This window comes from Streptomyces sp. CA-294286 (assembly GCF_050947155.1).
Classification (GTDB): domain Bacteria; phylum Actinomycetota; class Actinomycetes; order Streptomycetales; family Streptomycetaceae; genus Streptomyces.
In genome coordinates this window covers 1,016,181-1,036,047 of sequence record NZ_CP192004.1, presented here as the reverse complement: position 1 = coordinate 1,036,047, position 19,867 = coordinate 1,016,181, and the positions used below count along the sequence as shown (strand labels likewise).

At 70.5% G+C, this 19,867-nt stretch carries 11 protein-coding genes; 4 read left to right on the top strand and 7 right to left on the bottom strand.

What is annotated here, in order from left to right:
* Window positions 1–145: 145 nt before the first annotated feature.
* The 3 genes from ACQPZG_RS04500 to ACQPZG_RS04490 all read right to left on the bottom strand — a co-directional run bounded on the left by ACQPZG_RS04500 (window position 146) and on the right by ACQPZG_RS04490 (window position 4,520).
* Window positions 146–682 carry a GNAT family N-acetyltransferase gene (locus ACQPZG_RS04500; protein ID WP_433544445.1) on the bottom strand — a complete coding sequence of 179 codons (537 nt, stop codon included), beginning with the start codon at window positions 680–682 and terminating at the stop codon, window positions 146–148.
* 583 nt (window positions 683–1,265) lie between these two features.
* Window positions 1,266–2,303 carry a sporulation protein gene (locus ACQPZG_RS04495; RefSeq protein WP_433544444.1) on the bottom strand — a complete coding sequence of 346 codons (1,038 nt, stop codon included), beginning with the start codon at window positions 2,301–2,303 and terminating at the stop codon, window positions 1,266–1,268.
* A gap of 603 nt (window positions 2,304–2,906) precedes the next feature.
* Window positions 2,907–4,520 (bottom strand): MFS transporter, encoded by a 1,614-nt coding sequence (locus ACQPZG_RS04490; RefSeq protein ID WP_433544443.1) that lies wholly within the window; start codon window positions 4,518–4,520, stop codon window positions 2,907–2,909.
* Window positions 4,521–4,968: 448 nt separating this feature from the next.
* Here ACQPZG_RS04490 and ACQPZG_RS04485 point away from each other — a divergent pair, with 448 nt between their 5' ends.
* A complete protein-coding gene (locus tag ACQPZG_RS04485) occupies window positions 4,969–8,286 on the top strand; it encodes a BTAD domain-containing putative transcriptional regulator (protein ID WP_433544442.1) in 3,318 nt (1,105 codons plus the stop codon).
* A 999-nt stretch (window positions 8,287–9,285) separates the two neighbouring features.
* Window positions 9,286–11,313, top strand: a complete 2,028-nt coding sequence (locus ACQPZG_RS04480) for an ATP-binding cassette domain-containing protein (protein ID WP_433544441.1) — start codon at window positions 9,286–9,288, stop codon at window positions 11,311–11,313.
* Between the two features lie 163 nt (window positions 11,314–11,476).
* On the opposite strand, the gene ACQPZG_RS04475 is transcribed toward ACQPZG_RS04480, so the two are convergent.
* The 3 genes from ACQPZG_RS04475 to ACQPZG_RS04465 form a co-directional block, all read right to left on the bottom strand.
* Window positions 11,477–11,884, bottom strand: a complete 408-nt coding sequence (locus ACQPZG_RS04475; protein WP_433544440.1) for a DUF3592 domain-containing protein — start codon at window positions 11,882–11,884, stop codon at window positions 11,477–11,479.
* A 628-nt stretch (window positions 11,885–12,512) separates the two neighbouring features.
* Window positions 12,513–13,334: an alpha/beta fold hydrolase gene (locus ACQPZG_RS04470; protein ID WP_433544439.1), complete on the bottom strand. Its 822-nt coding sequence runs from the start codon at window positions 13,332–13,334 to the stop codon at window positions 12,513–12,515.
* 182 nt (window positions 13,335–13,516) lie between these two features.
* Entirely contained in the window at window positions 13,517–14,971 is a 1,455-nt protein-coding gene (locus tag ACQPZG_RS04465; protein WP_433544438.1) for an FAD-dependent monooxygenase, read from the bottom strand.
* 169 nt (window positions 14,972–15,140) lie between these two features.
* Here ACQPZG_RS04465 and ACQPZG_RS04460 point away from each other — a divergent pair, with 169 nt between their 5' ends.
* Window positions 15,141–15,743: a TetR family transcriptional regulator gene (locus tag ACQPZG_RS04460; protein WP_433544437.1), complete on the top strand. Its 603-nt coding sequence runs from the start codon at window positions 15,141–15,143 to the stop codon at window positions 15,741–15,743.
* 219 nt (window positions 15,744–15,962) lie between these two features.
* Here ACQPZG_RS04460 and ACQPZG_RS04455 read toward each other — a convergent pair whose 3' ends face one another.
* Window positions 15,963–17,438 carry a non-reducing end alpha-L-arabinofuranosidase family hydrolase gene (locus ACQPZG_RS04455; RefSeq protein ID WP_433544436.1) on the bottom strand — a complete coding sequence of 492 codons (1,476 nt, stop codon included), beginning with the start codon at window positions 17,436–17,438 and terminating at the stop codon, window positions 15,963–15,965.
* Window positions 17,439–18,337: 899 nt separating this feature from the next.
* On the opposite strand from ACQPZG_RS04455, the gene ACQPZG_RS04450 reads away from it, so the two are divergent.
* Window positions 18,338–19,780 (top strand): endo-1,4-beta-xylanase, encoded by a 1,443-nt coding sequence (locus tag ACQPZG_RS04450; RefSeq protein ID WP_433544435.1) that lies wholly within the window; start codon window positions 18,338–18,340, stop codon window positions 19,778–19,780.
* Window positions 19,781–19,867: the final 87 nt, after the last annotated feature.

Here is a 19,867-nt window from a genome sequence, read left to right as displayed (position 1 = left end):
AAACCGATTGTCCTTGACAGCGAAGTCAGCCGCTCTGCTCACGTTGGCCTGCGACGACCGGATTGCTTGGCCGATCAGGTGAGGCGGATCGGATACTGGTGTGGGGATGGGTGAACCCTTGTCGCCGTGCTGCCGTGTCCCTCCGTCACATGGGGGGCGAGAACAGTCGTACTGGCCCTGAGGGCCAGTGGGCGTCGTCGTGCAGGGGCGTCACCATGGTCCTCAGCGGCATGGTCACCAGGCGGCTTTCAGGTTGTTCGACGAGTACGTCCCCGTCGAGAGGGTGCCATCCCAGGCGCTGGTAGAGCGGCACGAGGGGAGGCCGGCAGAACAGGAGTGCGTGCTGAGGACCCATCGTGCGGGCGTGCGCCAGGGCAGCCGCGAGGACGAGCCGAGCCAGTCCCTGCCCTTGCCTACCGGGTGCGACAGCCACTCCACCGACGCCCACCACCTCTGTCTTCGTGTCGCCGATCGCGACAGGTAGTCGCAGCAGGCCAGTGTGTGCCACGAGCCGGTCCTCGTGTCTGATGCCGAAGTGCTCTTCCTTCGGCAGCCAGGTCAGACCAGTCGAGGCGACACCGAAGGGATCATCGCCGTTGCCAAGGATCTCCTCCTGGTCCGCCTTCGTGTACCGCGAGAGCCGCACCGCGATCGGTGCCGCAAAGGATCGGTTGTCAGGCATTCCCACATGATGATCTCTCTGCCGAACACTGGCCGAGCGATTCCTCGGCCGAGGCCGAACGCCCTCGGCTCCCGATCGGCAAGCGGTGTCAGGACTCACTGTGAAACCAGCGGGCCGGTGGCGGGCCCGGAAGTAGACGTTGATGGAGGAGTAGGACACGGAGATGTCGTGGTCGTCCGCGCTCACCGCGCGACCAGCGAAAGGGCCGCACCGCAACCATGTCCTCGAACGCCGTTCGCGCCCTGGACCTGACGAGATTCTGCGCCTCGTGGAACGTGCTGATCAGCTGGGCGACTTTGCTGCGGTCGACCGGGTCGGCGGTGGCGTCGGCGGGGGCGACCAGGGCGCACGTGTCCAAGCTCGCCTCGCACGTGGTCCATGCTCACTTCGCGAAATGGGCCGCTCTTGCAGTCGTTCATCTTCGCCGAGAGCAGGGCTGCCTCACCGATGCGGACTCCCTGCAGCGGTCCCACAGGGCCATCGGAACTCGTCGCACGTCGAGAGAGCGCCAGGCCGGCGAAAGCGCGGCCCGGTGCCCACATCGCTCTGCACGCATGGAGAAGTCAGCAGGGGAGGCGGCTTCTCAGCCCTCGTCGCCGCCGTCCTCCTCCTCGGGCTCCTCCTCGTCGCCCTCGAAGAAGTCCCCGACCTCATCGACCACTTCGGCGGCCACCATGCCGCCGACCACACCGACCGCCAGTCCCGCGGCGCCGGCGGCGACAACGGTGCCCATGCCGGGACCGGACCGGTGCCCGCCGGCGTGGTGGCCGTGCTCGTCCTTGTGCGTGTGGCCTCCGTGCGCGCCGTGGGAGTGTCCGTACACGCCACCGCCGTGCGGGGCCGGGATGCCGTGGGAGGAGACGAGTTGGCGGATCCAGCTGTCGACCTCGGTGTTCCAGTCGTACTGGCCGATGCTCTGGTGGCTGACGGCGAAGCGGGTGAGGGCGTCCCGGCCGGAAGAGAAGATTCCGCCGGGCTTGTCGGCTTCGAGGACGACCTCGACGCCGCCCGGGTCGGCCAGGAAGGTGACCTCGACCTCACGCATGGCGTGCGCGTACTGCGGGGCCGGGGTGAGCTCGATCTCCTGATAGAAGGGGAGCTGCTGGCCGGTGCCGCCGATGCGGCCGTACTCCAGGTCGGCCGATTTGAAGCCGAAGCCGAGCTGCCCCAGAGCCTCCAGAACCGCCTCCTGTACCGGGAGTGGCTGCACGGTCAACTGGTCGAGGTCGCCCTTGTCCTTGGCTCCTGCGACTGCCAGTTCCGTCCGTACGCCGAGCACGACGCCCAGCGGCTGCCCTCGCAGTTCGGTGACGGGTGTCTCCCAGGGCAGCGTCAGCGCGAAGGCGACGCTTCGGTGTTCGTTCGCCGCGAGCCGGAATCCTCCGTCGACGTGGATGCGGTCGAAGACGACGACGCCTTCGGCTTCGCCGTCCTCGTGTTCGGCCTCGACGCGAGCGACCAGTTCCAGTGTGATGCGCTCGATGTCGAACTCGGCTTTGCCGCCGATGAGTTGCACCTCGCCCCGCACCGTTCCGCCGGGCAGGAACGGCCCGCCTTCCAGCACCGTGTCCACGGTGGGGCCGCCGACACCGATCGAGCCGAGCAGTCGTTTGAACACCATGATGGCGTCCGCTCCTTCATGTTGTGCAGGGATCTCGGGTGAACGGGGTGTATGCCCCACGGCCCACCGTTCGCTCCGGCTGGCTGGCTGGCTGGCTGGCTGGCTGGCTGGCTGGCTGGCTGGCTGCAGCATGTCCGGTGGGGCGGCGAGGCGAAGAGCAAGGACACCCCTCGCTTTTCTACAAGCATGTAGAACCATAGAGCCAGGCATTCCCCGTACGGAGCAGGCTTCGCCGGGACCGCGCGCGAACGTCCGAAAAGGACTCCTGTCTCGGCATCGTGCATCTCCGCGACGTTCTCGCGCTCGACGAGGACAAGGGCCGCCTCACCCGGGCGAGCGACCTGCCAACAGAACCTCAGTAGCGCCGACGCAGGACCTTGTGCCGATTGCGGTGACAAGGGCCGCGCGGGGCGACTCCCGCAAGGTCACAGCCAGCCTGACGGCTCCTCTAGGGCTGCCCCTCCCCTGCACGACCGCGGCCTCCGGCCAGGCGGACACCATCGCCCGGCCGGAGGCCGCTCCACGTGCCACGAGCCCTCTGCCGCGAGCGCCGAAGTGAAGCGGGAGCGTGGGGCGCGCCCGCCCAGGGACGCTCCGCCGAGATCAGCGGCCCTCACCCGCGGCGACCGGCTCCGGTGCCGGTCCCGCCGCATCGGTCCCGGCCGACTCGGCGTCCTCCTCGGGGGCCGCCCCCGCCGGGATGTTGCGCAGCAGCACGACGGCTCCGACGGCGAGTGCGGCCACCACGACGGCCGCGATGCCGGACGCGAGGTTCAAGCCGTTGGTGAACGCCTCACGGGCCTGCTCCAGGAGTTCCGCGCCGGCCGGACCCGAAAGTTCCGCGGCCACGGCGTCGGCGCCGGCCAGCGTGTCCGTCGCCGCATCCGTCGACGCCGCGGGCAGTTCGGGCGAGAGTGCCGCGCCGACGTCCTGCCGGTACACGGCGGTCACGACACTGCCGAGCCCCGCGATGCCGAGGGCGATGCCGAACTCCATGCCCGTCTCCGACATGGCCGCGGCCGAACCGGCCCGCTCCGGCGGTGCCGTACCGACGACCAGGTCCGTACCGAGCACCATCATCGGGCTGATGCCCGTGTAGATGAGTACGAAACCGATCACCAGCAGCGGCAGCCCACCGGTGGAGCCGACCTGACTGATCAGCACGTATCCCAGCACCGACAGGAACAGCGAGCCACCGACGAGGTAACCGGGGCGGACCCGTTGGGCGACGGCCGGCGTCAGCGAGGACGCGACGATCAGCGCGGCGGCCGCGGGCAGCAGCCACAGCCCCGCCTTCATCGGGCTCAGGCCCTCCACCAGTTGGAGGTACTGCGTGATGAACAGGTAGAGCCCGCCCATCAGCCCAAGACCCAGGGTCAGCACCAGCAGGGCGGTGCTGAACGCGCGGTGGGAGAACAGCTTCAGGTCGAGCAGCGGGCTCGCCAGCTTGCGCTGACGCAGCACGAAGACCAGCCCGAAGAACAGGCCGAGCACCAGCGTACCGATCGCCATGACGTCCGCGCCGTGCTCGGCGAGGCGCTTGATGCCGTAGATCGTCGGCAGCACCGAGACGAGGGAGAGCAGCACACTGGCCAGGTCGATGCGCGCGGCGTCGGCATCCTTGTACTCCGGGAGCAGGATCGGCGCGACGATCAGCAGCAGCACCATCACCGGGACGGCGAGCAGGAAGACCGACCCCCACCAGAACCACTCCAGCAGAGCACCGCCCAGGACAGGACCGACGGCGATGCCGACGGAGAAGCAGGTGACCCAGATGCCGATGGCGGTTCCGCGCTGCCTGGCGTCCTTGAACAGGTTGCTGATCAGCGCCAGCGTCGAGGGCATCAGCGTGGCACCGCTGATGCCGAGCAGCGCGCGCGCCGCGATCAGCATGTCGGGGCTGGTGGCCCTGGCGGCGAGGACCGAGGCGATACCGAAGCCGAGCGCACCGATCATCAGCAGCTTGCGCCGGCCGATGCGGTCACCGAGGGTGCCCATGGTCACCAGGAACCCGGCGATCATGAAACCGTAGATGTCCACGCTCCACAGCAGCTGGGTGCTGGTGGGTTTCAGATCCGCGCTCATGTGCGGCACCGCGAGGTTCAGCACCGTGGAGTCGAGCGCCAGCAGGATCGTGGGAAGCGTGAGCACGACGAGCCCGAGCCACTCCCGTGGTCCGGCCCGCAGTTCGGTGGAGGTCGGGGCTTCTGCGGTCATGGGGAACCCTCCAAGGTTCGTGGATCAGCTGCGCATCTTCGATCGGGCGCACGCAGTGGGGAGTCGGGGGGCGGGAGCGGTTGCCGGTCCCCCGAAAAGGTCAGGAGGCGTGGGGCCGTGCGCGCCGGGCGTCGTGGAGCACGCGCGCCCACCGCGTGCGTGGGTCTTGGTCCTCCTGACCGGGGCCGCGCAACTCGGGACGTCTTCGGCCACCGGCCTTCGGCGCCTGGTCGAGCACCGACTCGAAGCGGCCACGGCAAGCGCTGCCTGGGGTGATCGCCGAGTGCAGACGGCTGTGGTCGGGCAAGGGGTGCTCCTGAGCCGGGGCGGTCTGTCGACGGCGCTGGTGGACGTTTCACAGCGTGCGGTGCGGCACTCACCACCGGCTCACCACCCGCTCACGGCCGGCTCTCCGCACCCTTCACGGAGCTGGGTTACGGTGGCGCCCATGCGATTCGGGGTACTGGGGCCACTGGCCGTGTGGAAGGCGGACGGCAGCCCGATGACCGTGCCCGGCGCCAGGACCAGGGCCCTCCTGGCCGTTCTCCTGTCCCATGAGGGGCACCCGGTGTCCGCCGACCGCCTCGTCGAGGAGGTGTGGGGCAAGTCCCAGCGGCCCGGCCACCCCGCTGCCGCGCTGCAGACCAGGATCTGGCAGTTGCGCAAGACGCTGGACGACGCGGGGGCGGACGGCCGCGCACTGCTGGTCCTGCGCGACGACGGTTATCTGCTGCGCACGGAACCCGAGAGCGTCGACATGGACCGGTTCCGGGCTCTGGTGGTACGGGCCAGGTCCGCCGCGGCACTCGGGGAGCGGGTGGCCCTGCTGACCGAGGCGCTCGGCCTGTGGCGCGGCACCGCCTTCTCCGGTTTCGACGACGCCGACTTCGCGGGCCCGGTCGTCACCCGCCTCGAAGAAGCCCGCCTCACCGCGATCGAGGCACTGGCGCAGGCCCGCATCGACCTCGGTGAACACTTCGATGTGGTGGACGAGTTGACCGAACTCGCGGCGCGCCATCCGCTGCGCGAACGGCTGCGCGGCCTGCAGATGCGCGCACTGTACGCCGCCGGCCGGACAGGAGAGGCCCTGGCCGCCTACCAGCAAGTGCGCACCGGGCTCGCCGGCGAACTCGGCATCGACCCCGGCCCCGAACTCAGCGCCCTGCACCAGGCGATGCTCAACCAGGACGCCGCACTGAACCCGGCCGCCCAGCCCCGCCCTTCGTACCGCGCGACCACGAACCTGCCGGCCCCACTGACGGAACTCGTAGGGCGCGCGCAGGCGTTGGCCGAGCTCAAGGACCTGCTCGCGACGGCTCGCCTGGTGACGCTGACCGGCTCGGGAGGCGTGGGCAAGACCCGGTTGGCGCTGGAGACGGCCGCCCAGCTCGCCGACGACTTCACGGACGGTGCCTGGCTCGTCGAACTCGCCGTTCTGGGCCGCAGCAACAGCACGCACGCGGGGGATCCGGTGGGTCCGGTGGCGGAGGCCGTCATGGCGGCCCTGGGTATCAGGGAGGACGCGGAGCCGGTCCCTCTCGGCGGCTCCGCCCCCTTTGTCGGCGGGCACGGGAGCGCCGTCGGCGCGCACCGGCGCTCCTCACCGGCGGAAAGTCTCGCCGAGGCGCTGGCGCACAAGCATCTCCTGCTGCTTCTGGACAACTGCGAACACCTCGTCGACGCGGTCGCCGAACTCGCGACACTGCTGCTCAAGCGCGCTCCGGGGCTGCGGATTCTGGCCACCAGCCAGGAACCGTTCGGGTCCCACGGCGAAGTGGTCCGGGCCGTCCCCCCGCTGGACGTGCCCGGGGCCGCGCCCGACGTGGGACGCGAGGAGGCGGCGCGCTCCAGTGCTGTGGAACTGTTCGTCGCCCGGGCCGCCGCCGCTGCCCCCGGCTTCGCCCTGGACGACGACAACGCCCGGGACGTCGCCGTGATCTGCCGTCGGCTCGACGGCATCCCGCTGGCGCTCGAACTGGCCGCCACCCGAGTACGGGCCCTGGGCGTACACGGCTTGGTCAGCCGACTCGACGACCGCTTCCGGCTGCTCGCCGGCGGCTACCGCGGCGCCCCACCTCGCCAGCAGACCCTCCGGGCGATGATCGACTGGAGCTGGGACCTGCTGGGCGAGCCCGAGCGCACCGTGCTGCGCCGCCTGGCCGTGCACGTGGGCGGGTGCACCCTGGAAGCGGCGGAAGCCGTCTGCGCCGGACCGGGCGTGGAGCGCGACGACGTCCTGGACCTGCTGGCCCGGCTGGTGGACCGCTCACTGGTGGTCATGACGGACACCGGTGACGAGCCGCGCTACCAGCTCCTGGAATCCGTCGCGCAGTACGGGCTGGCCCGGCTGGACGAGGCGGGCGAGAGCGGCGACGTGCACCGCCGCCACTGCTGCTACTACACCGGTCTGGCCGAGCGCGCCGCGCCGCTGTTGCACGGTCCCGACCAGCGACGCCGCCTGCGGCGCCTGGACGTGGAGAGCGCCAACTTCCGCAGGGTGCTGGAGGACGTCGGGGGACGCAGCTCCGTCGAGCACGGTCTTCGGCTGGCCAACGCGCTCACCTGGTACTGGTTTTTGCGGGGCAGGCTTCGGGAGGCGGACCGGACCCTGGCGGCGGTGCTCGCCGTGGCGGGCCCGCGCGAGGAAGCTGCGGGGCGGGACGGTACGGCGTCCGTGCGGGCCCGCGCCTGGCGGGCCGGGTTCGCCGTTCTCGTCGGCGACGGCGCGGAACGCCTGCGGCACGGCCGGGTGGCCGACGAGCTGTCCCGTGCCCTGGCGGACCCCAGGGAGCGTGCCCGGGTCCAGTGGTTCGTCGGCTTCGCCCTCTTCGGCGTGGGCGACCAGTCCACCAGCGAGCACCTCATCGAGCGCGCGCTGGACGGCTTCCGGGCGCTCGGCGACGACTGGGGCGTCGCGGCCGCGCTGAGCGTACGGGCCAATCAGGCCCATGTCCGCGGGGACCTGGACCGGCTGGCGCGCGACGGGCACCGCAGTGCCGAGCTCTTCGCCCGACTGTCCGACGGGTGGGGCGTGTTGCAGACCATCGAGCCGCTGGCCTCCCTCGCCGAGATGGCAGGCGACTACGAGCGCGCCGCGAAACTCCACCAGGAGGGGCTGCGGATGGCGGAGGACCTCGGGCTCTGGCCGGAGGCAGCCGACCGGCTGACCGGTCTCGGCCGTACGGCCATGCTGTCCGGCGACCACGCACGGGCGCGCGAGTTCCATCAGCGGGCGCTGCGTCTCGCGGCGGAGCACAGCTTCAAGCCGGGCGAGATCCACGCGGAGATCGGGCTGGGGCTCGGCGCCCGCCGCGAGGGCCGCCTCGATGCGGCGGAGGTGCACCTGAGGCGCACGCTGGAGTGGCAGTCGGCGATGTCCTTCGAACCCGGCCGTGCGCTGGTGCTTGCCGAGCTGGGCTTCGTGGCGGAGCAGCGCGGCGACGCGCGGGAGGCGCTGCGTCTGCACCGGGAGGGATGGGCGGCCGCGCGCAACACCGGCGACGTGAGGGCGTTCGCACTCGCCCTGGAAGGTCTGGCGGGGGCGTGCTCCCTCGCGGGCCGGCCCGCGCACGCAGCCCTGCTGCTGGGGGCGGCGCACGCGGCCCGCAGCTCCGTCGGTATGCCGCTGCCGCCGGCCGAACGCGGCGACGTCGACCGCATCACGGCAGCCGTACGCAACCACCTCGACGAGGGCGCGTACCGCGACGCCTACGGCCGGGGCGAGGTCCTGACCCCCGCGCAAGCGGTGGCCGCCGTCGAGGACTGACGCACGGGCCGGTCCCGACGCTTTCCCCGAACAGGACGCCTCGCCGGGCCAGTTGCCGCAGCAGCGCCGTAACGCGTAGCCCTTCGTGCGCGCGGTACGCGGCACCGCGGCTTCGCGGTGCTCCTTGGCCGGCCCTTCCGCGACCTCGGTGCGGATCAGCGCGCGCACCGGACGGCTCGCTTCGACGTGTGCCTTCAGAATGAAAGCGCGGCGGGCCCTTACGGGCAAGGGCAGCGGCATACCCCTCGGGCAGCACACGCTCGACGAAGGCACAGCGGGAGTACCCTCCTACGGCGGAGATCACCTACAGCGTCCAGTGGTCCGCCAACCCCTCTGCGCTGAGGCGGCGTTCGTAAAGACGGACGGTGCGCCGCGGAGTACCACGCGCGATGCCCGTCCGGGCAGACCCTCGCGGCCCGTACCAGCACCGGCGCACCGCACTCGGACGCACTGCGCAAGTCCCCGGTCGGGTGGTCCGGAGCAACTTCCACTCGAACGTGTGGGTTCAAAGACCCCGACGCCCGAGGAGCCCGCCTCGCGCACCCTCCCGCAATCACGTTCGAACTTTTCGCCGTGCCAAGCCCGTTACATCCCCCAGGGGTGGGGGGTTGTTCGAGTATCGCTCGGTTCCACGTCACCCCGGGGAGGATCTTTGCCGTCACCGCACAGCCCTCGCACTGCCCCTGCTCCATCGAACAAGGCATGCTGCGCCCCTGACCGCCTTCCGTCGCCCTTGGTCCCCTGCACCCGCGCGGCGATCGAGGGCATCCGTGCCGGACGCCTCTACGCGAGATGGGCCGGAGCGACCACGAAGCCCAGGGCGGTCCCAGCGAAGCGCCCGTCCCACACACACCCTGACCGAGAACGCCCGTCTGCACCGTCCCTCACTCTCGCGCTGGAGGCCTTCGTGCATCCCCGCCCTCAACCCACCCACTCCGGTGACGCGTCCCCCGCGTCCCGCCGCCCGCCCTGTGTCTCCACTGCTTCAAGGAGGCAGCCGTGACGGACACTCCTCCCGCCGGACGTGTTCCTGGCCCGCGCGGAAGTGCCCTGCCCCTTCCCCCTTCCACCGCCCCGGCGGCACCGGGGAGCACGGAGCCGGGCGGCGAACTCACGAGCGCCTACTGGTCGACATGGGACGGGGCGGCGGCACGCACGAGCATGTGGCGCATCCTGCGGCGTCTTCCCAAGATCATGCGGCGGGTGATGCTGATGTCCTGGCAGGCCGATACCCGCGCCACTCTCGGCGTCAGCGTGCTCCACGTGTCCTCCGCAATCATGGCTGCCGGCGGACTCCTCGCCTCGATCGGCGTCCTGCAAGCGCTGTTCGCGCAGGGCCCCACCCCCGATCGGGTCCGCGCCGCGATCCCCTCCCTCCTCCTGGTCGCGGTCCTCCTGATCGTCCGCGCCCTGCTCGACACCGGGATCTCCCTGTTCCAGGCCCGGCTTGCTCCCCAAATCAACCGGAAGATCGAAACAGAGTTCTTCTCCGCGACCGCCCACGTCCGGCTGGAAGCGGTCGACGACTCCACCTGGGCCGACGACTCCAACCGGGCCAACGACCGCGGCCTGTACTACGCGAAGGAGTCCATCAACCAGATCCTGGAGCTCACGTCCGCGTTTCTGGGCCTGCTCGGCGCCGCCGCCGTACTCGCCTATCTCCACCCCCTCCTTCTGCCGTTGCTGCTCGCTTCGGTGGTCCCCCAGGGACTGGCATCGGTGCGTTCCGCGCGCGCCCGCTTCCTGAGCCGGGTCCGCCAAAGCAGCCTCCAGCGCCGGGTCTGGCTGCTGACCTGGCTGCTGCGCGATCCCAGTGCCGCCGCCGAACTGCGCTCGTCCACCGCCCAGTCGGCGCTACTGGGTGAGTACGCGCGCCTCGCACAGCACATCGAAGCCGAGAACATCCGCCTCGGCCGTCAGGAGGCCAAGACCGGCCTGCTCGGGCGGGCCCTCGGAGGCCTGGGCACCGCCGTCACCTACACCGCCCTGGCCTGGATGCTGATCGTCGGCTGGCTGCCGCTGGCCGCCGGCGGCGGCGCCTTCCTCGCGATCCGGGCCAGCCAGTCCACTCTCACCCGCATCGTGCTTGCCACTCACCTCGTCTACGAACACGCCCTGTGGGTGGACGACCTCCTGGACTTCCTCGACCGCTGCAAGGCTCGGATGCCCCGCCTCACCGGACGCGCCGCTCCGACCGGGGTCGAAACGATCCACGTCGACAACGTCACCTTCGCCTACCCCGAAGCGGCCCGGCCCGCGCTCGACGGGGTCTCCCTGGAACTGCGCGCAGGAACCACCGTCGCCTTCGTGGGGCCCAACGGGAGCGGTAAGTCCACCCTGTCCAAACTCATCGCCGGGCTGTACGAACCGTCGTCCGGAACGATCGAGTGGGACGGCGTCGACGTCCTTCGGGTGGACGCCGAAAGCATCCAGTCGCAGGTGGCCATGGTGCTGCAATCGCCGGTCGAATGGCCTCTGTCGGCGCTGGCGAACACCACGATCTCCGCCGGGACGATCACCGAGGCCGACCCCGAACGCGCGCACCGGGCGGTGACCGACTCCGGCGCAGACCGAATCATCGCCAAGCTGCCGCAGCAGTGGGCCACTCCCCTGTCCACACGCTTCAAGGGCGGCCAGGAACTCTCCGGCGGGAACTGGGCCAAGATCGCCGTCGCCCGCGGGTTGTACAAGGACGCCTCGGTACTGCTCCTGGACGAACCGACCTCCCACATGGACCCCTTCGCCGAACACGACGTGTACGAGGCGGTCCTGCGCGGACACCGCCGCGCCGACCGCATCACCGTCCTGGTCTCACACCGCCTCGCCAGCGTCATCGAGTGCGACATGATCTACGTCTTCCAGGACGGACGCATCACCGAACAAGGCGACCACACCTCGCTGATGGCCCGGGACTCCGCATACCGGCGGATGTTCACCCTGCAGGCCGCCGCCTACCGGCAGGCCGAGACCGGCGGCGGGGCTGCGGCTCGGCCGTCGCCGGGACCGGCACAGGGCAGGTCGCGATGACGGCCACCGCATAGCGGGGCAGACAGACCGTGGGCGGCCGACGGGTTCGGGGACAGCAGCATCGGCACCTCGCTCAGGGCAGTGACGGAACACGCCACGACGATGCAGGCGACGCCGATCACCACCGCGGGGAGCTCCCCAATCTGCGTCCGACGGGAGCGGTTTAGCTTGCGTCGGCCCGCCGCTGCCGCAACGTCTGGACCAGCCCCATGGCCGACATCAGCAGGAGGAGCAGGGACAGCCCGCCCGACAGCACTGCCAGCACTGCCGCTCCGCCGCCCCAGAGGTCGTCTTCGCGGACGGCCTCCCGGGGGTCGGCCGCGTCGTAACGGACTGTCGTCCGGGTGCCCACTTCATGCTTTCCGCCGCCGCTGCCCGCCGGCAGATCTGCCACCACGCGACGACCGTCGGCTCTGAACTCGACCTGGCATTGGCCCAACATGCACGAACCTGAGGTGTGCAGTGTCGCGGTGGTCTGCTCGCCGTCCTGAAAGGAGCGCAGATGCTTGGCAGCGGGAAGCATGATCAGGAGGGACACCACGCCCGACACCAGCGTGAGGCTCAGCAGCATCAGCAGGGCTGCGCGAGGTCGCAAGTGCCCCGCGGGCGCCGTTGCCCGTCGTGCATCGTTCGATGGGGTGCGACTGTGGAACGAACTGGACATGTCACCGACCCGTGCCTGTGTCGGCGGTCGTCGTATGCGGCCGGGTGGAGGCTGTGCGGTGCCGGTACCCGATCACCGCGCGAACCGGGATCGCAGGTATGGCGGCACCGACCCCAGGGAGGGTGCCTCGTTCCCGCCACGTCACCCCGGGGCCTCGGGCAGTGAGCGCCGCGATCAGCACGCGGGGCCCCGAGAGGGGCATCAAGAAGACCCGCCAGTTCGTCCACCGGCACCAGGACTGCCGTTGTCTGCCGACGAGGTCCGCCGGAAGGGTCCGGGCGGCACGCCGCAGGGACCGCGATGGCTGGGAATGTCGTTGTCGGGCACCAGGCATGGAGTCAAGTGTCCCAGATGGCGCGAATCGGAAGGTGAGAGGTGGCCGGGCGGTTCTCGCTTTGATGCCCGTTCCGGTCACTGCTGTGGTCCGATGCCTTCGGGCCGGGGAGGGTGCGCGACGCACAGGCAGGCGGCGCAGCGTGACCGGCGCGTGGTGGGCGTGCGCTTCGTCTGCGCGGGTGCGGTCGTACCGAAACCGTCACGGTGGTGGGGGCGGTGTCGCGGGTACTGGGTGGATGCCGCGTAGCGGTGGGGTGGTTCCAGCGTCGGGGATCGGAGGTCGTGTTCCTCGGCAGTCCGCTCGGAAGGCGTCGCGCCTGACGCGTCCGGGAGTACGAGCAGCGGGGAGACCGAGCATCCGGGGAGATCGATCGCATACGCCGCCGCGGGAGGGCGGGGCTCCCCGGCACTCGTCCGCTCGGGGAGCCTCGCCACTCCGGAAGACGACGTCCTTCTCGCCGTTCAGGATCAGTACCGGAGCCTTTACCCCACGCATCGCACCCGCGTCGAAGCGTCCCAGCACCTCGTCCCAGGCCGTCGGCAGAGTGTGAAAGGCGTAGCCGGAACGGATCGTCGCCTCCACCACTTCTGGCGGGTAGAGCCGTCGCAGTAGCCGGTCGTTCCACTGGGCCAGCCGCTTCGCCGGTATGCGCGGGACCAGCCCGGCCACCCACCGATAGGGCGCTGCCCAGGTGCCGCGGGTGGAGGCGCTGGCTCCCGCGAGGATCAGCCCGCGCAGTTGGTCCGGACGACGCCGCGCGAACTCCAGCGAGGCGTATCCGCCGAGCGAGTGCCCGACGACCAGAGCCGGCCCGCAGTCGAGCGAGTCCACGGCGGAAGCGATGATCTCCGTCGCGCTGCTCAGGCTCCAGGTGTGAGCCGAGCGCTCCCCGTGCCCAGGCAGGTCGACGGCGGCTACCGGGAATTCGTCCCTGAGTGCAGCCATCTGCACGCTCCACTGCCCCGCGCTGAAGCGTGTCCCGTGAACGAAGACCATGGGCACTGCGTCCGCTGCCGTCATCAGTTCCCCCCGGGATGGTGCCGTTCAGCCGACTCTACCGGCGCGGTCTCCCTCGCGATCAAGGGAGTGGGAAGTGCTTGAGCAGTCAACTGCACTGCCGGGCAGGCGTGTTCACCGGTACGCCGTCGTCGGTGGTGGCTGCGACGGACTGGTTTCGACCGCCCGCGCTGCCTGACTGCCTGCTACACGGCCCGGCCCAGACACCGGCCCACCGCCTCCTCGATCCCCGTCGCGTCCGTGCCCTCCGCCGCCCAGGCCACGTATCCGTCGGGCCGCACCAGGACGGTCGTTCGGCGGTCGCCCGCCCAGCGCGCCACGGTGAGCCACCCCTCACGGACACCGGGGCCCTCGTACGCCGCGGGCGTGATCAGCACGAAACGGCCGCCGCGCAGCACCTCGTGGAGTCGGCCGTCCTTCAGTGCGACGTCGGGGGCGCGGGTGCCGGTGAGGCGGTGGGCGCCGCGGGGGGCGGGGTAGGCGTAGCCGATCCCGGTGATCTGGCCCAGGGCCCTGCGCTGGACGGGCGGGGCCATGTCGACGAACGCGGAGCCGAGGGCGCGGGCGGCCCGCAGCAGCGGATTGCGCGCGCGGGCCAGCCGGACCAGTCCGCCACTGCTGCGCAGCACCGCCCTGCCGACCGGGTGGCGCTCGGCCTCGTAGCTGTCGAGGAGCCCTTCGGGCGCCCGGCCCTGGACGGCCGCGGCGAGCTTCCAGCTCAGGTTGGCGGCGTCCTGGAGGCCGGTGTTCATGCCCTGTCCTCCGGCCGGGGAGTGGATGTGGGCGGCATCTCCGGCGAGGAAGACCCGGCCGACCCGGTAGTGCGGTGCCTGGCGCTCGTCGCTGTGGAAGCGGGAGAGCCAGCGGGCGTCGTGCATGCCGTAGTCGCTGCCCAGGGCACGGCGGGTGAGGTGCTTGACCTCGTCGAGGTCGAGCGGGGCGTCGTCGGATGCCTCGTTGCGGCGGTTCCATCCCATGACCCGGTACCAGCCGTCACCGAAGGAGGCGATCATCGCGAACGCGTCGCCGCCGCTGTCGACGGTGAGGACGCCCTCCGGCTTCTCGGCCAGCCGGACGTCGGCCAGGATCAGCGACCTGATGACGCTGACCCCGGGGAAGTCCAGGCCGATCGCCTCCCGTACGGCGCTCCGGTGGCCGTCGGCGCCGACGACGTGGACCGCCCGGCGAGAGGCGACCACCCCGTTCGCGCCGCGCACGTCGAGGTCGACCCCCTCGTCGTCCTGACGCAGCCCCACGACCTCGCTCTCGTACGCGAACTCGACCCCGGCCTCCCGGGCCCGCCGCTCCAGGAGCCGCTCGACCTCGTACTGCGGGGTGATGAGCAGGAACGGGAAACGCGTGGGCAGCCCGCTCAGATCGAGGGAGAGGCGGCGGAAGAGCCGCAGCCGGGTGAGGGTGTCGCCGGTGGTGAGGAGTTCGTCGGCGAGACCGCGGGCGTCGAGCTGCTCCAGGGTGCGGGCGTGCACCCCGAAGGCGCGGGAGAGGTTGCTGGTCCCGCGCGGCCGCTTCTCGACGAGGGTCACGCTGACGCCGGCTGTGGCGAGGTCACCGGCGAGGAGGAGGCCGGTGGGGCCGGAGCCGACGACGATCACGGTGCGGTCGGTGGCGGTGCCGTTCATGGTGGCCTCCTGCAGCCGTCGTTCGCTGGCGATTCCTCGTGGTGAACGGATGTTGGCCAACGTTCGTTGACCACGGTAGCGAGGCGGCGAAAAGGGTGTCAACGGGTGTTGGCAAACACCTGTGGGCGAACACTTGTTGACCGGAAGACGTCGGCCTACGCTGGTGGGCATGAACGGTCGCGACAGCACCACCTCCACTCTTCCCGGCTCCCCCGCTCCGCGCCGCTCCGACGCCACCCGCGGCGCGATCCTCGGCGCGGCCCGGGAACGCTTCGCGACCGACGGCTACGAGCGGGCCACCATCCGGGCGATCGCCAAGGACGCGCAGATCGACCCGTCGATGGTGATGCGGTACTACGGCAACAAGGAGGGGCTCTTCGCCGCGGCCGTCGCCATCGACCTGCGGCTGCCAGACGTGAGCGGGGCGGAGCGCCGGCAGGACGCGGGGCGGATCCTGGTCGAGCACTTCCTCGACATGTGGGAGGACAACGAGGTCCTCACCGCCCTGCTGCGGGTCGGCGTGACCAACCAGGCCGGGGCGGAGCGCATGCAGGACATCCTGCGTGACCAGCTGGTGCCGGTCGCCCGGCAGGTGTGCCCCGACCCCGAGCAGGTCCCGGCGCGGGCGGCACTCATGGCGTCGCAGCTGCTGGGGCTGGCGCTCACGCGGTACGTGCTGCGGATGCCACCCGCGACGGGGCTGGCACGGACGGAGATCGTGGCGTGGCTGGCACCGACGATCCAGCGGTACCTGACCGCGCCGAGCCCCTGAGAGCTGCCGGATACTCGTCTCCGCCGGGGCACCGGAGCCGGCAGTGCTCCGGACGGCCGCCCGGAGCACCGGCACCACTGCCTCCGGCGCGCTGTTCGTCCGCTCGTCGGCGCACACGCTGACACGCATGCGCCCCTCGGGGCGGCACGTGGCATCTCCGCAGCAGGTCTTTCGCCGAAACCGCCACGCAGACCCCCCTGCCGGGCCCGCGTCACGCCGTCAGCGGCGCAGTGTCAGCAGACCCGGGCGGTAGGGCCATTGGCCGTAGTCGCCGCCGATCCTGGGATCGCGTCCCTGGTAGAGGAATTGCAGGTTGCAGGGATCGACGGTGAACGTCTGATCGGCGCCGACCCGGATCAGTTCGCCGTGGCTGATGTCGTCGGTCCAGGTGGCACCACTGTTGGCCTTGCCGGCGAAGGGGTTGCTCTCGGTCGCGGCCTGGGGTGTCCATGAGCCGTTCAGACTGGAGGCCGTGAACGAGCGGAAGTAGCGGCCCTGCGTACCGATCGCCTCGACGATCATGAGGTAGCGGTCCTGGCCCTGGAGCTTGTAGACCTGCGGCGCTTCGAACAGGTTGTTCGTCGTATCGCTCATGATCGTTGTGTAGGCCGATCCGAAACTGCCCGGGAAGTTCCCGATCGGCATGCTGGCCCGGTAGATCTTGCCGTTGTCGCCGGCGAAGAACAGGTACATGTGCGTGCCGTCCGCGATGAGCGTCTGGTCGATGGGGCCTGTGGCGGAGCCGGTGATGCTTCCGGTGAAGAGCACCTGCTGCGACGACCAGCCGTTGGGGTCGGACGGGTCGCTCGACGTCCGGTAGGAGAAGGCGCTCCCCCCTCCCCACTGATAGGCGAGCACCCAGATGTTCTTCGGCGCGAAGTAGAAGAGCGTGGGCGCGACAACGGAGTGCGACATCGTGTTCTGGCCGGCCGAACCCATCTCCGGCCAGTGGGAGAACAGGCCGAAGTTCATCGACCCCCAGCCCGTCCCCGGGCCCGCGCCGTGCGTCGTCGCATAGACGAGATGCTTGCCGTTGTACGGGGCCACCGTGAAGTCCTTGAGCGAGGCCCACCCCGGCTTGGGCTGCGCCAGCGCGCCCGTGGAGGTCCAGCGGTAGGTCGAGGGAAGACTGCACGTCCCGGGGTTGCCGGTGCCGACCTTGACGAGCTGCCACTGCTGGTTGGCGCCGCCCCAGTCGTCGTACTGGACGATGTTCGCGTTGTCGGCGGTGGAGGCGCCTTGGACTTCGAGGGCCTTGTTGCTGTGGCGCGAGACGAACCGTACGTAGCCGCCCGGACTGTCGGCCAGCCGCCACTGCTGGTGGGTGGCGTTCAGGTCGGCCCACTGGACGACGGGGCCGCCGTTGGCGGTGGACCGGCCCTGCACGTCCAGCACCTTGCCGGAGTGGCGGGAGAGGATGCGGTAGTTGCCGCCGCCCGAATCGACGAACTGCCACTGCTGTTGGTTCTGGTCGTTCCTGGTCCACTGGGTGAGGCGCGCGCCGTCGTTGGTCGCCAGATGGTGGACGTCCAGGGCCTTGCCGCTGTTGCGGTTGACCAGTACGTACCAGGCGTTGGTGTCGACGGTCGCCGCGGCTGCGGGCTGGGCGGAGAGGAAGGTGGCCGCGAGCAGCAGGGGCGCGAGGACGGCGAGTAAGCGCCTCAGGTCGACCAGGGGCGGATGGCGAAACCACATCGTGAAGAACTCCTTCAGGGACGAGGTGCGCGGGAAGGAATGCCGGGACCGGGACGAGCGGGCGGGAAGGCGAGCGGACGGGCACAAGGCCCCGACGGGCCGGGAACGGCCTGTCCGGACGGAAGGGCACGGGGCGGCGAGTTCCGGTTGCCTGCCGAAAAACTTTCGGAAAAATTTCGGATGCCTGTGACGCCACAAGCTAGGAAGGCCGAGCCTTCCGGTCAAGACCTCGCACCGATCCGGCCTCGAAGTGCACCTCTCCCCCGGGGTGAACAGCACGTCGGGGCAACCGGAAGTACTTCGAAAGTTTCCGACGCGAGTAGCCCACGAGGGCGCCTGCGCGACGGGCGAGGCGCGGCAAGCAGCGTCCACTTGGCCGTCATCACGTCAACTTCCGTAGCCGCTCGACCTGTTGACTGCCCGACCGCACGTCATTACTGTCCGACTCGCATCACCGACACACCGACCATTGTTCGATATGTCGAATCAGGGCGCTCCCCGTCTCCGGACGGTCCAAGCGCTTACGGGGCACCGTCCCCGGGCAGCCCCCTGTCCCGGGACGTCGACGGCGGTCGGACGTTCCGCGCCGTCAACCGGCAGACCCCGATCGTCACGCCGTGTCGCCTTCACCCCGTTCCGAGGACTTGGACCCCAGAGCCGCAGGCGCCCCCGGCCGTCCGTCGTTTCCGGACGTCGGCCCCACCCGCAGCAACTCCACCCGCCGGCCCGCACGGACGCACGAGCCGCGCATGCCTCCGTCCCTTCGACCCACACGCACCACGCGAACGTCTGTACCTGATCCGTGGCTGGTCGCGCGTACGGGGCTCGCTCCAAGGGCCCCTGCGGCGTCGGGCAGCCGCTTCCCCTCCCTTCCGCCGTACAACCCTGGAGGCACAGCCATGTCTGCGCATGCCCTACCCCTACGCGCCTTGCGGCGCAGGTCCGGCACTCTGCTGTCCGCACTGATCATCGGCGTCCTCGGTGTGTCCGCCGCACCGGCCGTCCTCCCCTCCGCCCATGCGGCCAGGAGTGCGGCCGAGAGCACGCTGGGCGCCGCGGCGGCGCAGAGCGGCCGCTACTTCGGCACCGCGATCGCCGCGGGCAGACTCAACGACTCGGCCTACGCGGCGATCGCGGGCCGCGAGTTCGATTCGGTGACGGCCGAGAACGAGATGAAGATCGATGCCACCGAACCCCAACGGGGCCGCTTCGACTTCACCGCAGCTGACCGTGTCCACCACTGGGCGGTACAGAACGGCAAACACGTACGCGGCCACACCCTGGCCTGGCACTCGCAGCAGCCCGCCTGGATGCAGAGCCTCAGCGGCAGCAACCTGCGGCAGGCGATGATCGGCCACATCAACGGCGTGATGACGCACTACAAGGGCAAGATCAGCCAGTGGGACGTCGTGAACGAGGCGTTCGAGGACGGAAGTTCGGGAGCCCGGCGCGACTCCAACCTGCAGCGCACCGGCAACGACTGGATCGAGGCCGCCTTCCGCGCCGCGCGAGCCGCCGACCCGGCCGCCAAGCTCTGCTACAACGACTACAACGTCGAGAACTGGAACGCGGCCAAGACCCAGGCCATGTACGCCATGGTCAAGGACTTCACACAGCGCGGAGTGCCGATCGACTGCGTCGGCTTCCAGTCGCACTTCAACAACGACAGCCCGTACCACAGCAACTTCCGCACCACACTGCGGAACTTCGCGGCACTCGGCGTCGACGTGGCCCTCACCGAACTCGACATCCAGGGTGCCTCGGCCGCGACCTACGCCCAGGTGACCAACGACTGCCTGGCCGTCCCGCGCTGCCTCGGCATCACCGTCTGGGGTGTGCGCGACACCGACTCCTGGCGGCCGGAGCACTCGCCGCTGCTGTTCCACGGCGACGGCAGCAGGAAACCCGCGTACGGCGCCGTCCTCGACGCACTCAACGCCGCCTCCCCCACGCCCCCCGGCGACTCCGGACAGATCAAGGGCGTCGCCTCCGGCCGCTGCCTGGACGTGCCCGGCGCCGGCACCACCGACGGCACGCAACTCCAGCTGTGGGACTGCAACAACCGCACCAACCAGCAGTGGACCCACACCGCCGCCGGCGAGCTCCGGGTCTACGGCAACAAGTGCCTGGACGCCGCGGGCACCAGCAACGGCAGCAAGGTCCAGATCTACAGCTGCTGGGGTGGCAGCAACCAGAAATGGCGCTTCGGCTCCGACGGATCCGTCGTCGACGTCCGGTCCGGCCTCTGCCTCGACGCCACCGCGGGCGGCACCGCCAACGGCACCACGATCCAGCTCTACTCCTGCTCCCACGGCGCCAACCAACGCTGGACCCGCGCCTGAGGTCCCGCCACGCGCGCCGCAAACGACGGGGCGGATCACAGAAACGGTGAACGCTGCCCCGGCAGGGTGGCGACGGTACGCCGGGGG

Coding starts and splice junctions, on each gene's coding strand:
- ACQPZG_RS04455 (WP_433544436.1), bottom strand. CDS start 17,438: ATGTGGTTTCGCCATCCGCCCCTGGTCGACCTGAGGCGCTTACTCGCC.
- ACQPZG_RS04465 (WP_433544438.1), bottom strand. CDS start 14,971: ATGAACGGCACCGCCACCGACCGCACCGTGATCGTCGTCGGCTCCGGC.
- ACQPZG_RS04490 (WP_433544443.1), bottom strand. CDS start 4,520: ATGACCGCAGAAGCCCCGACCTCCACCGAACTGCGGGCCGGACCACGG.
- ACQPZG_RS04485 (WP_433544442.1), top strand. CDS start 4,969: ATGCGATTCGGGGTACTGGGGCCACTGGCCGTGTGGAAGGCGGACGGC.
- ACQPZG_RS04460 (WP_433544437.1), top strand. CDS start 15,141: ATGAACGGTCGCGACAGCACCACCTCCACTCTTCCCGGCTCCCCCGCT.
- ACQPZG_RS04500 (WP_433544445.1), bottom strand. CDS start 682: ATGCCTGACAACCGATCCTTTGCGGCACCGATCGCGGTGCGGCTCTCG.
- ACQPZG_RS04450 (WP_433544435.1), top strand. CDS start 18,338: ATGTCTGCGCATGCCCTACCCCTACGCGCCTTGCGGCGCAGGTCCGGC.
- ACQPZG_RS04475 (WP_433544440.1), bottom strand. CDS start 11,884: ATGCTGCTGAGCCTCACGCTGGTGTCGGGCGTGGTGTCCCTCCTGATC.
- ACQPZG_RS04470 (WP_433544439.1), bottom strand. CDS start 13,334: ATGACGGCAGCGGACGCAGTGCCCATGGTCTTCGTTCACGGGACACGC.
- ACQPZG_RS04495 (WP_433544444.1), bottom strand. CDS start 2,303: ATGGTGTTCAAACGACTGCTCGGCTCGATCGGTGTCGGCGGCCCCACC.